Annotated in this window: 12 protein-coding genes; 7 read left to right on the top strand and 5 right to left on the bottom strand. The window is 33.2% G+C overall.

What is annotated here, in order from left to right; translation table 11 throughout:
- Positions 1-6 precede the first annotated feature (6 nt).
- The 7 genes from H526_RS31490 to H526_RS0111725 all read left to right on the top strand — a co-directional run bounded on the left by H526_RS31490 (position 7) and on the right by H526_RS0111725 (position 9691).
- The gene (locus tag H526_RS31490) at positions 7-1374 is read left to right on the top strand and encodes a DUF4280 domain-containing protein (RefSeq protein ID WP_081415608.1); all 1368 of its coding nucleotides are present in this window, start codon (positions 7-9) and stop codon (positions 1372-1374) included.
- Positions 1375-1466: 92 nt separating this feature from the next.
- Positions 1467-2510 carry a WD40/YVTN/BNR-like repeat-containing protein gene (locus tag H526_RS0111750; protein ID WP_027393183.1) on the top strand — a complete coding sequence of 348 codons (1044 nt, stop codon included), beginning with the start codon at positions 1467-1469 and terminating at the stop codon, positions 2508-2510.
- Between the two features lie 45 nt (positions 2511-2555).
- The gene (locus H526_RS0111745; protein WP_027393182.1) at positions 2556-5582 is read left to right on the top strand and encodes a hypothetical protein; all 3027 of its coding nucleotides are present in this window, start codon (positions 2556-2558) and stop codon (positions 5580-5582) included.
- Between the two features lie 33 nt (positions 5583-5615).
- On the top strand, positions 5616-6497 hold the full coding sequence (locus tag H526_RS0111740) for a hypothetical protein (RefSeq protein WP_027393181.1): 882 nt from the start codon (positions 5616-5618) through the stop codon (positions 6495-6497).
- 25 nt (positions 6498-6522) lie between these two features.
- Positions 6523-6978, top strand: coding sequence for a DUF3592 domain-containing protein (locus tag H526_RS0111735; protein ID WP_162144492.1), 456 nt, complete (start codon positions 6523-6525; stop codon positions 6976-6978).
- A 15-nt stretch (positions 6979-6993) separates the two neighbouring features.
- Positions 6994-7569: a hypothetical protein gene (locus H526_RS0111730; protein WP_027393179.1), complete on the top strand. Its 576-nt coding sequence runs from the start codon at positions 6994-6996 to the stop codon at positions 7567-7569.
- Positions 7570-7774: 205 nt separating this feature from the next.
- Positions 7775-9691, top strand: coding sequence for a hypothetical protein (locus H526_RS0111725; protein ID WP_027393178.1), 1917 nt, complete (start codon positions 7775-7777; stop codon positions 9689-9691).
- Between the two features lie 33 nt (positions 9692-9724).
- Here H526_RS0111725 and H526_RS0111720 read toward each other — a convergent pair whose 3' ends face one another.
- The 5 genes from H526_RS0111720 to H526_RS0111700 are packed head-to-tail and all read right to left on the bottom strand — an operon-like array spanning position 9725 to position 12216.
- The gene (locus H526_RS0111720) at positions 9725-10705 is read right to left on the bottom strand and encodes a hypothetical protein (RefSeq protein ID WP_027393177.1); all 981 of its coding nucleotides are present in this window, start codon (positions 10703-10705) and stop codon (positions 9725-9727) included.
- Between the two features lie 5 nt (positions 10706-10710).
- Complete coding sequence (locus H526_RS0111715) at positions 10711-11250, bottom strand: hypothetical protein (RefSeq protein ID WP_035085306.1); 540 nt, start codon at positions 11248-11250, stop codon at positions 10711-10713.
- A 13-nt stretch (positions 11251-11263) separates the two neighbouring features.
- Positions 11264-11761: a D-Ala-D-Ala carboxypeptidase family metallohydrolase gene (locus H526_RS0111710; protein ID WP_245591206.1), complete on the bottom strand. Its 498-nt coding sequence runs from the start codon at positions 11759-11761 to the stop codon at positions 11264-11266.
- Positions 11745-11903, bottom strand: coding sequence for a hypothetical protein (locus tag H526_RS31770; protein WP_155839673.1), 159 nt, complete (start codon positions 11901-11903; stop codon positions 11745-11747). The genes H526_RS0111710 and H526_RS31770 overlap by 17 nt, the downstream gene beginning before the upstream one ends.
- On the bottom strand, positions 11890-12216 hold the full coding sequence (locus H526_RS0111700; protein WP_027393174.1) for a hypothetical protein: 327 nt from the start codon (positions 12214-12216) through the stop codon (positions 11890-11892). Before H526_RS0111700 ends, H526_RS31770 begins: the two co-directional genes overlap by 14 nt.
- Between the last annotated feature and the right edge of the window lie 2 nt (positions 12217-12218).

Here is a 12218-nt window from a genome sequence, read left to right as displayed (position 1 = left end):
AAAAGAATGAGTCAAAAAAAAGTTGTTTGCCATGGAGCTTTGTGTAAATGTCAATTCGGAGATGTTCCAGATACTCTTACCGTTTTAAGTCAGCAAAAAAACTATATAAATGATAATGCAGGGAGTCAGAAACTAATCGCAACAGATAAAGAATTGGGCATGCCATTTCAGGCAAAAACCTTCGGGCAGTGTAAATTACAACCTACTGGGAGTAGTTTTAAGCCTTGCATGCCAAATATTACCAAATGGGATGGGGGTTTTCAAAAAACACAGTTAAAGGCTAATCAAGGATTCCCGTTATTAGAAGATAGTAAAGCTACCTGTGCCATTGCGGGTTCTCCTTGTATTGAAATAACATTTCACGGTCAAACCGCTGGTGCTTCTTCTCAAAATGCAGAAAATGCTGATGAAGACTTAATGAGTCAAGTATTGCCAATAAATGTCAAGGAAATAGATAAAATTTCTCCTTACGATATTATAACCGTGTCTAATGAAGATTCAGATACTGAAGAAGGTGAATGTAATGCCGGAGAGCCAGTTGCTGCTTCAAAGAAAATTATAGGCTCTTGTTATTATTATAAGTGGAGATTTGAAAATTTCATGGAACGTCATAGTAATGAATACTGCGAACATGACCCTCCTGATTATTATTATGGAATCATGAGAGAAATAGTCGGGGGATATGGTATTATTGATGGCTTTAAAGAGTGGTGGACACCATCACTGGAAGAAGAAATGGGAAAGGAAAAATTAACTGAATATAAGCGTAAGAATGGAACATTTAGACCCGTACCTTCTAAAAGTTATGGATACAAATACTGTATGCGGTTTACCAATATACTAATGCCCAAATTAAGCCCAGAAGGGAAAAAATGGCTCAAAAAAGCTAAAATATTGCTGCAAAACTATTTGGAGCAAGGTGTTATAGACAAGAATTACACATCTGTTTATAATATATCATTTAACAAAAGGTACGGATTAAAAAAGGAAGAAAAAATGGTTTCATTTTATACAGATGTTGAGCTTCGCAATGAAGAGTTCAGGGATTTTGCCTTTGCTACACATCCAGATGCGTACCTTAAAGCTGGTCTTGCTTCTATTCCTATTAAAGATAAGATAAAAGTTAGTATGACTCCTGATTTCAAAGAATGGGGATCTGGAGCTACATGGGAGCAAGCAATGATCGTATTAGAAGAGCAAATAGATCATTGGTACGAACAAGCCAAAGAGGGGGGTAAAGAAGCACAGGAAGTGATTGAGAATGCGATTGAAGAAGCAGAAGAATACCTAAAAGTCTTTAACGATGCTCGTAATCTTTGGAATAGAGCCAATCAATTCTTAGATAAATATAGAGGAATGCCATGGTTAGAATAACGTATATACGTACAATTGCGATAAGTCTACTATTCTTATCTCTAACAAGCTGTAATTCACAGCCCAAAAATATAACTTTAAAGAGTGACCCTATGAGTTGGCATACAACGACCCTAGAAAGTGAAACAGGAGAACCTAGTTTTGACTATGATTTTGAGCAATACCTAATAATCGATAATCTTACAGGGTTTATGATAGGAAACAATATGGGAGCGGAAGTAAGTAATTCTGTTAATCAAAATCGCTCTTCAGAAAAAAGTAACTATGAAACTGTTTTATTTAAAACCTTAGATGGGGGGTTGTCGTTTCAAAAATCAACGCTCGGTAAAGGTAGTTTGGAGCAAATTGGAAAGGATTCTCAACAAAACCTTTATGTCATTAAGGTTAGTTATATGAATGATGATGTTAATACAAAAAAATACAGCATCCAAAAATCAACTGACTTGGGGATATCCTGGAAAATGATTAGTGACTTCAAAACTAGCCTAATTAAGAATATTCAGTTTTTCGATAATAATAATGGGATCGTTTGTGTGAAAAAAAATAAGAATAAATATGAATTACTAAAAACTGCAGATGGAGGAAAATCTTGGAATATTTTTCCAATTCATAAAAAAGAAATAAATATTCTTAATTTGAGGTTTATCAACCAAAATGAGTTGTACTCTACAGCGATTTCTGAAGACAAAATACAGACGGGAACTGTCAAATTTAATACAGGTGAAGTGCAACTTCACGATTGTGATTTACCTAAAGGATATGAACTCAGTTCCTTTTTTAATGATGGAGAAATCTTATATTCAGAAGTAAGCAAATATGCACCCGATGAATCCCATCAACTAATGCTTTACAACCATAATACCCATAAACTAATTGAATATGATTTTATAAGTAGTGGTAAGGAACTTATTTTAGGTGTTACTGTATCTGGAAATTATATTGGAGTATTAAGACAAGACAACGGAAAAACCTATTATTTTTATAGCAATGACACAGGAGAAAACTGGCTAAAGGAAGAACTCCCTGATTCTTTGACTTCCGGACACCCAGTTGCGGTGTATGGAAAAGGATTAGTATGGGTTCGTAATGCAGTACGAAACCTGTATGATATTCAAGTTAGACAACCAGAACAGTAATACTATAGAAAGTAGAATTTTACACTTAATTATTTTACAAGCATCATGGCCGATAAAACAGAAAACCCACCAATAATAGTAGATACCGATGGAGTCAATGAAATAAAAGTAGGGGCTGACTCTAAAGTGGCCGTAGTAAAAGTTGGTGACAAAAAAGAACTACACATTGATAAAACAGTCAAGCACCATAAGCCTGTAAAATGGGTTTGGATTGCCGCGGAGTATTTAGAAGAGGCCAAAAAGATGGCGTTGGGTCAGGTCTTTGACAAATGGGGAGAGTGGAAATCCAAAAATGCTACGGAATCTATTGATAAATTTGGTATCGGGAAGCAATATGTACTTGCCAATGCGGTAAACACTAAAACTTCTAAAAAGGATCTGACAGAAGGGACTATCTATTATTTCGAACCTTTTGTTGGTGAACCAACACTGGATAGAGGTACATATATAGCGACCGTTGATAAGCCTAAGATTTTATCTGCCTATTTTGCAAGATATAAAGACGAATTTAAGTATCCGGGAGAATCTGGTAGTAGTAATGTACATACCTATAAGAATACTATTAAACTCTATGTTTTAGGGCATATGTTACCTGATTATACTGTAGGGTATCATAATTTTGCATTGTTTGAAGTTATGATATTTGATAATGAGGGTAACAAAGTAACTATTGATAAAGAAAAAAATGAAGATAAGCCTTTACGATACTTCCAGAAATATCATCCTAATACATTTTCGGTGAATACCATGACCGAATTGGATTTTGTGATCGATGAAGAATGGCGAGAAGAAAGTAAACACGAAAAAGACACTATAAAAACATATCACGCAGTTATCAAAACGACAATCTACAGTAACGAAGATGCGTTTACAGGAGAAGAAGTTGATAAGATAAATGATCAATATATTGTTAATGCCAACGAAAACCCAAGAAACAACAATCCCCTTCTTAGGTCTACCAATAAATTTAAAAGCGTTGCCCCTAATCTAGATACCATTGGTGTAAAATATACAGATGAAGACGAAAAAGCAAGTAATTCTGTATATTTTAAAGTGCTTGGGATGAAGTTCAATTCTGGAAGAGATGTGGCATACGGAAAGAGACATGCAGCAAAATATAACACAAAAGATTTGGGAACGTATGACACCAGAAAAGGAACAGTTCTAGAGAATCAACAAGTATCTTTTGATGTAAAGTACGATACCATGGACGTTATACTGGATAAGTATGAAGCCAAGAAAAATAATATGTTTGTGGTGGTAGGAGATGTGGAATATAGTAATAAAAATATTGAACCTTGTAAGTTTTCTAGTATCGAGATTAGCCATAAAAGCAGAAAAGATCCTTTTGTCTTATTCGATGAAGACAAGAAGACTTCCAAAGTTATAGACCAAACCAATCTGGCATTTGGTATAGTAGCTGGCGATAAAAAAGAAAAAATTACTATTACAGCTAAAGGGTTAGCCATACAGAACTATCAAGATGAAGGACTTGAAAAACCAGAGTGTTATGGGATCACTACCTCTAATCGTAGCAGAAAAGGAAGATTAGAACGTAAAAAAGTAAAGCATAAAAAAGAAGTTGAGTTTAAGCACAATTCTTCTAAAGATGTTTTTTCTATGGAAAAAGCTTACGTTCTGTATCCAGAAGGAACACCAAGTGAAACCACAGGTGCAGAAACCTTGGATATTAGTGGACAACAAATCAACTATGAACATAAAGACAATAGTGTAGAACTAGAAGTTGGATATTTGTATAATAAAAATTATGATAACAGGGTACTTAACTTTTTAGGTCATAATAATAAATACCTTAAACAGCATGATATCGTAAAATCGCTTCAAAATTTGTGGGCATTTAGATATCTTTTACAAGTAATCAAAAAAGAGAAATTATACCAATCCTACTTTGTACCTGTAAGTACCTGTCGCTATCCCAATCAGGTTGTTCAATTAAGAATATATCCTGATATTAAATGGTCTATAAACCTTAATTATAATATAAAAACTCCTTTGTATTATGATAATTCTAAAGGGATGTTGAAGCATTATGATAAAGCACAGGCTAAAGGAGAAGAATTCCCTTTATTAAGTGATGATCCATCTAAAAGAATTCAGAAACAAAAAGAAGCCTCTTTAAAGAAAAAAGCTACTACGGATAAGGCAATAGAAGATAGAAAACATAAATCGAAGTTTTCATTGCATTTTGAATGTGAGGCAGCTGGGGGAAATCAAATAAAACTAGGATCTGATTTTGCTGAAAAAATACGCGTAATGCTAGGCCCAATCATTGAGATGTATGAGTTGGTAGACAAGGTTACTGGAGCTAGAAAAGCTAGGAAAGCGGAGAATGAATTAAAAACTAAACCTGCAAGGTCTTCTAAACTAAAAGGGATATTAAGTCGTCTTAATCGTGCTCCTATGACACTTACCTTACATCCTCCTGGAATCGGCACTGGATTAGCTATTGGTTACATGCCGGGAGAAGATAGTCACATTGTAGGGCATCAGTTAGATGGTTTTGTAAAGTTAGACCCTATCATTGGAGGTGATATACGAATTGATTTACTAGCTCTTGCCGGAAAAATACCAGTATATGGTAAACTAGTAGATGCATTAGATTTAGCTAGTTGGTTACTGGATTGGCTTAGTAATGGCGCCGTAGAACTATCCTATAAGATAGATTTAACTTTTTATGCGAATCTAAAGTTGCCTAAAGCCGCAATTTCTTATAATTTTGGAACAAATGAGTTTGACTGGAGTGGTAGCGTAGAAGGTACATTTGGGGGTAAATTAGAAATGAATGTTGAATTGAGTGTAAAAATTGAGAAATATAAAAAAATACCTCAAGTAAATTTTGAAGCAGGTGTTGAAGCCGATTGCTATTTTAAAATCACTGTAGACCCAACTAAAAAAGAGACTTTGGAGGTCAAATTTTCTGGTTTGCTTGTTAAAGTATATTACAAATTGAGTATCAGTAGTAACAGAGATAAAAAGAAGCCTAAAAAGAAAATTGATCCAATAAAACTTATACCGAGCATAACTAGAAGTATGCCTATTAAGTTTGATTAAATTTTAATCTATAAGGAATACTCTTAATTATATATGAAAAATGTTTTAATAATCTTGTTTTCTGTTTTGTCCTTAACATCTTGTAAAAATAGAAATGTGGATGATGCAAAAAAAACGAAAAGTGAAACTCCGATGAATTTTAACCAAGAACAAACCTATTATAAAATAAAACTTTCTAGTTCTTTACCTTATAAACTTTTATTAAATGATTTAATAATTGACGAAGATAACGGTGAAGAAGGTGGTGCTGTAGAGACAAATTTATTTGCAAATAATCTTATTTTGAATTCTGGTATTCAGCATTTGAAAATTGTTCTATTTCCTAAAAAAGATGAAGACAGTATTACCCAGAGAAGTCTCGACTATATAAAAATTGCATTGGTCAAATTGAATTTAATAGATTCTAAAGATTCGGAATTGATTAAAGAATTTAATATAAAAAATGCTAACTCTGGGTCAGGAAATAGCTACCAATGGGAGTTCATTTCTGTTATTCCATACAAAATAAATGGTTGGTCTAATTCTGTTAATTTAATTAAACAAGATCAAAAAGAATTATTAAAGGAGGTAATAGAATTCTATAAAAAAACTTATGATGTACTGAATTCGGGAGATTCATCTAAGTTTCTGGATATGGTGTCTAAACGAAATGAAGAAACTGCTATTGCATTTTATAATAACCCAGGAGTATTACAAGAGAAAGAAGAACTTGCTCAAAGGGTTAAAGAAGCTAAAGGAAAAATGAATCCATTACAAGATTTTACAATAAAATTCTATGGTAATGGTCGGATAGTAACTCTTGAGAATAAAAATGGAGATTCACCTCTATATTATTCTACAGAAGACTATGATGATTTCTTTAGTATTCAATTACACCGACCAAAAGATGGAGAACCTTTAGAAATAATTAGATAGCTAGTTTCTTGAAAAAATGTGATTTTTGAATTCAATTTCCAAAAATAATAACGGTGCTTGTCTATTTCTAATAATTATCATGGCTACTTTTTTATTTGGTGGCTATATGAGTTATGTCGGCGGGAAAAGATTAATTAAAGGTATTTATTACAAAGTTAATGGAGTAAAGACCAAAGGCGAAATTATTCGCTACAATGAAAGATGGGATAATGATGATGAGCAAACATATTATACACCAGTGATTGAATATTATGATCATCTAAAAAATAGATATACTATTATCTCATCAAGCTCTAGTAATTCCAAATCTTTTTTTGATAAAAGGACAATATTATACCTAAAAAACAGCCCTAAAAAAGCAATAGAAGGAGGGTTTTTAATTTTGTGGTTTTATCCGATTTTAATTTCTTTTATGGGCTTTATCGTATTAAGTAGTGGCATCATTATGGTTAAGAATAATAATGATCAGATAGAATGGTAAATTATAAAGAAAAAAATGGAATCAAATATTGACATACAAGAATTAGTCAATGAAATAACACAGCCTAATGTGGTATGCGCAATTGACAATAAAGTCCCTAAAAATCCAGAAGAACGTTCTTTACACATTTTGTTTAGCTTAATGAACATTGTAAAGGGCTGTATTCAAAAAGATATGTACCATCCATATATTCATATTAAAGATGTAGATGGTAATTTATTATTTAATAATCGTATAGAAATAAATAAGGAAAGTATTAATCAAACGGCAATTAATAATCCCGGATATTGTGATATCAATCTAATAAAAGAAAAAGACTCCATGAACATTTATTATTGTGCTACAACTCCAGATACTTTGGTAGATAACAATCGTTTTTATATGAGCTATATTAATTTTACCAACGGGAAGTTAGACAAAGTTGCTTATGAAAAAGCAGCCACAACAATATTAAATATGGTTAAAGAGGGTGAAGGAATTGATAAAAACACTCCTATAGATACTAGTGTTACAGTTCATAATTATCACCCGAACTCTAATTTCTGGACCATAGAATATTTTGCCAGAGACGTATCCGGTTCGAAGTTTTAGAAAAAAGGATATAGTCTCAAATAGATCATTAGTAATTCTTTCTCACTATGGATAACATTGATTTTTAAAAGTTAAATGGATAATCAATAATCATCAAAAAAGCATATAAAAACACTTATGTAGGATTAACATTTCCATCATACTTTCACATCTAAATATAGCAGATTATGAATCTTTATCTAATTTCAAAACGTGATTAATATACATGGGTAATCGTGATTATAAACTCAACATAGCTAAAAATAGAATAGCAAGCATTAAAGAATCGATAAAAAGTAATCGCCCAATTGATAGTTCTGATAAAAAATGGTTACGAAGTCAAAAAAAATTATATCAAAATAACCCCAAAGGTTTCGATAAAGAAAGAATAATCATGTTGAATTCATTGATCCCTCTATTAGGTTATGACTGGAGGAAAGGCAGAAATTATTTTCACAATCTTAGAAAAGAAAATATAAAGGAAATTCAAGAATTACTAAACCACGAAAAACCTTTGACTCCTCATCTTCTATCTTGGTTGCGACGAAATCGAAAACAATATGAAGAAAAACCAGAAAGGTTTAGTAACGAGTATATTGCTTTGCTAGATAGTTTTATACCTATGGGCTATAACTGGCGAGAAAATAAAAACGATATAAAGAATAAAAAAATACAAGAAAGAAATGTAGAGGAAATTCAAAAATTATTAAAACAAGGAAAACCTTTACCAGCTCAACTTCTGTCGTGGTTGAACCGTCAGCAAATACAATATAAAGAAAACCTGGAGAATTATGGTAGTGAACGTATTGCGCTGTTGGATAGTCTGACCCCTCTTTTAGGATATTCCTGGAAACAACGCTACCGCAAACGGGAAGAGAAAAGTGCGAAGATGATTAATAAAATATCTTCTGCCTTAAAAAGCAAGCGGAAACTACCTAAAGATGCCAGAGAATGGCTTAATAGACAACGGCAATTATATAATGCCCACCCTGAAACCTATTCTCAATCTAACAAAAACAAACTAGATGCATTGAATTCCCTATTAGGGTACGATTGGAAAATTTTTCAAAAACCAAGTGTCTTTTTACCGTTCTCTGAACGTATTGCCCTTATAAAAAAAGAGCTAGAGTCTGGTAATGAGCTACAATCAGCGGACAAAAGTTGGATTGCTTCACGCAAGAAGATGTACCTAAAAAAACCTTCAGACATTACAATAGAACAATTGGCTTTACTCAATGAACTCAACCCTTTTTTAGAAAAACCGTGGAATACACCCCCCGAACGCCCAAAACCAAAATCAAAAACATTTCTTGACTATATCAAAGATATCAAAGAGCAAAACATTCCATACGAAACACTTACTACAAGACAAAAAGGATGGCTTCAGAAACAGCGCAAAGAATACCATAGCAATAGAGAAGGGTTTAGTAAAGAAAAAGTAAAAATATTGAACACATTGATACCTATACTTGGACGAGACTGGAAAAAATATGTGTTAAAGAATAGAGCATTAAGAAGAACCTTTGATCAGATTATCAAGGAAATCATAAACAAAACGGAGGTGAAAATGCCGTTACATCAAAAAGAAAAAAGTTGGTTGATAGAAAAACGAAACGCTTATAAAAAAAATATGATTTCACAGGAACACATTGAAAAGTTAGATGAACTCATCCCTTTGTTAGGATATGACTGGAAGGTAAAACAGCGACACGATGCACCTCACAAAACATTTGAGCAATACATAATCGACATTAAAAAAGAACTTACTACCAGCGGAAAAATATCAAAGAAACAAAGAAATTTCCTAACAAAGCAACGAAAATACTATCAACGTAACCCAGAGCAATATCCTCTTTATAAAATCAAAGAGTTAGACAATTTATCAATATTACTACAAAAGGACTGGAAAATAAGTAAGATTTCATATCCGAAAACACTTAGTTTTGAAGAATCTCTTGCTAAAATAAGGAATCAGCTTATTGTAGGGAAAGCACTCAATAGGAAGCAACATGCGTGGCTTAGTAGACAAAGACTCCATTTCAAGAACCACGACCCGCAACTTAGTCAAGAAAGAATAGTTTCTTTAGATTCTTTAATTGTATTATTGGGATATGATTGGAAAACATACTTTAAAGAGCGGTAAATTTAATTAATTTGTAATAGTTAATTGTAATAGTTAATACTCAATCTTAAAGGCGGTAAGAAATAAATTCTCATTACTCCCTACCGTCCAGTATGGAAGTAATACTTCACTATCACTAGGCGAATCTAAAAACCATTGACGTAGAAAAAGTACATTCCTATCAAAATTTAAAGGATCTACTTCTGATATTGTCATTAATGTCCTAGTTGCGCTGAAATCATAATTCAGTTTATAAAATTTAGACACTTCAAACGAAGCTGTACCACCAATATCCTGACTCCATCGTCGATATCTTGATCCTCCGCCGTACATCTGATTTGCCGTACCGTTAATTAAAAACAGATGGGATTCTGCTTCAAATAAAGGATCAGTACCCAAATTGCTCACATTAATATCAAACCCACTTATTCCAAAAAGACTTATTCCTTCTGGTTCACTTAAAGTAAATACGATACTAAAAGAAAGATCATCACATCTTTTCCAAGGGAAAGCTCGGAATTTTACGACACCTTCAAATTCACTACCTCTGTTAATACCCCATAACCCTTTTTCCAAGTTACAGTTGACAATTACTCCTGGACTAATTTGTAATCCTAGATCAATAACAGAAGTGGTTCTCAAATCAACCCACACTGGATTGACTACTACAATAGCTTCATTTCCCGTATCACCTGAGTTTAGTTCACCGTTACGTACTACAAGATTAAATCTACCTTCAGTATCTCCTGCAAATACTACAGCTTCTAATAAGGTAGGGTTGATAAATTTTACTTGACTAACAACAACCTTTAAACCGTTATTCTTAAATTCTGTACTAGTATTATCTCCAGTATCTACAGTTGCATTTGGAGTAAAGTAATATCCTTTGATTTGTACCCTTCGTATTCCTTTTACTCGCATTCTAGCACCACATACTTCTGAGATAAAAGGAGCTAAACCATTTGTAGCATTCTCTTCAATATTTTTAGTCGACTGACTTCCTCTTACAAATCTTTGTGTTCTAATCGTTCTCATAGCATTTATTCAAATTGTGCTGTTTTGTAAAATTGAATACGAATCACTGGAGTCGCATTTTGTTGCACTCCAATCGCTCTAAAATTCTTAAGATTTGTAGCACCCACTAGCTCAAATATATCCCCGTTTCCTAGTCCAAAACCTGAATTAATACTCGGTTGTGATCCATTTTCTTTGAATCGTATGACTGCTGAGGAATTTGTGCATGATAGTTCATTTAAATTTAAAGCTAAGGAACGTTTACTTTTATCAACTTCCACCGTAGCTACTATTGACTCTGTTTCATCCGGATCAGGATCTGTTATGATGGTAACTATACCTTCTTCCACCATTAGTGTTGCAGAAACAGCTTCTTCTGGCACTTCTAAGGAAATAAGCTCTCCAAATGAAAGAAATAGATCCTGATAGCCGTTATTATTTTGATCTATTGGAACAAGTCCTACTTCTTTGGCATTAATAAGAACTAATTCCTCCAGATAATTTAAAATGGTCGCAGTATTCCTTCTTTGCGGGTATGTCTGTTTCTGTATTCGATCTCTAAGCATATTATTTCTGTTTTTAGACAAAAGGATTGATCGGTGGCTTTGTTCCTGAAGGATATCCCCACGCTACATACTGCTTTTTGGTTGTATCATTATCCAAATGCACAAAGGTTTTACCAACTCCGATACGTTTAAATCCAACTAATTTTGCAGCTACTACAATTTTATTTCTTATAGTGGTGGTAGGTGCTTTGATATCTGCTGCCTGACATTTGGGTATCTTATGTGATGAGTTCGAAACACCTCCAACTTTTGCATTCCAGTAAGATGATCTTGCGCCAGAGTTAATCATATCAAAAATGGGTAGTTTGGTAACTTTAGCCAACTTTTGTAGCATCTCAATAAATTCCTTATCCATACATCTGCCAGATCCTTTAATATCAGGGCTGTCAAATTTGGTAAGATCAACTTTTTGTTTTGGTTTTGATTTTAATCTAGTAATAGCAATAGCTCCTATAATGACTACGGAAGCTGTTCCTATCCCAAACCATATATACTTATTCTTTATCCCCACAATTACATCTTTCCTCGCGTTTACCTTCTTCTTTTATCCTTCGATTACGATCTTGAATATTCCCATATATTCTAATGATATTTACGACCAAAAAAACACCAAAAAGAACGTTCATTGTTATATTTCCTTTATCTGCTTTCATTTTTTTCTTCGTGCTTTTTTAATTTATGTTCTAGTTTTTCGGTGTATACTTCGAGGTCACTTATCCGTTTACGTTGTTTAACGATAATGGCCTTCATCTCCTTATTATTCTTCTCTAATTCGTCAATTCTAACTTCCATTTTTTCAGACCACTTTAGTAAATTGGAAATTACCACATCATTTGCCTGTACATTTAGGTTGTTAATTTCAGCTTTTTTAAACTTTTTTTGTGTTCTGTGCTGCAATAGGGTTTCTGCGAGCTTCCACAAACCATGCGCTCCTAAAACGACACTTGCTAATTTTAAATACTCCATAC

Source organism: Aquimarina latercula DSM 2041 (genome assembly GCF_000430645.1).
GTDB classification, from domain to species: Bacteria; Bacteroidota; Bacteroidia; order Flavobacteriales; family Flavobacteriaceae; genus Aquimarina; species Aquimarina latercula.
This window is presented reverse-complemented; position numbering and strand designations above follow the sequence as displayed.

Coding starts and splice junctions, on each gene's coding strand:
- H526_RS0111700 (WP_027393174.1), bottom strand. CDS start 12,216: ATGGAGTATTTAAAATTAGCAAGTGTCGTTTTAGGAGCGCATGGTTTG.
- H526_RS0111715 (WP_035085306.1), bottom strand. CDS start 11,250: ATGCTTAGAGATCGAATACAGAAACAGACATACCCGCAAAGAAGGAAT.
- H526_RS0111740 (WP_027393181.1), top strand. CDS start 5,616: ATGAAAAATGTTTTAATAATCTTGTTTTCTGTTTTGTCCTTAACATCT.
- H526_RS0111745 (WP_027393182.1), top strand. CDS start 2,556: ATGGCCGATAAAACAGAAAACCCACCAATAATAGTAGATACCGATGGA.
- H526_RS0111750 (WP_027393183.1), top strand. CDS start 1,467: ATGAGTTGGCATACAACGACCCTAGAAAGTGAAACAGGAGAACCTAGT.
- H526_RS31490 (WP_081415608.1), top strand. CDS start 7: ATGAGTCAAAAAAAAGTTGTTTGCCATGGAGCTTTGTGTAAATGTCAA.
- H526_RS0111725 (WP_027393178.1), top strand. CDS start 7,775: ATGGGTAATCGTGATTATAAACTCAACATAGCTAAAAATAGAATAGCA.
- H526_RS0111730 (WP_027393179.1), top strand. CDS start 6,994: ATGGAATCAAATATTGACATACAAGAATTAGTCAATGAAATAACACAG.
- H526_RS0111720 (WP_027393177.1), bottom strand. CDS start 10,705: ATGAGAACGATTAGAACACAAAGATTTGTAAGAGGAAGTCAGTCGACT.
- H526_RS31770 (WP_155839673.1), bottom strand. CDS start 11,903: ATGAAAGCAGATAAAGGAAATATAACAATGAACGTTCTTTTTGGTGTT.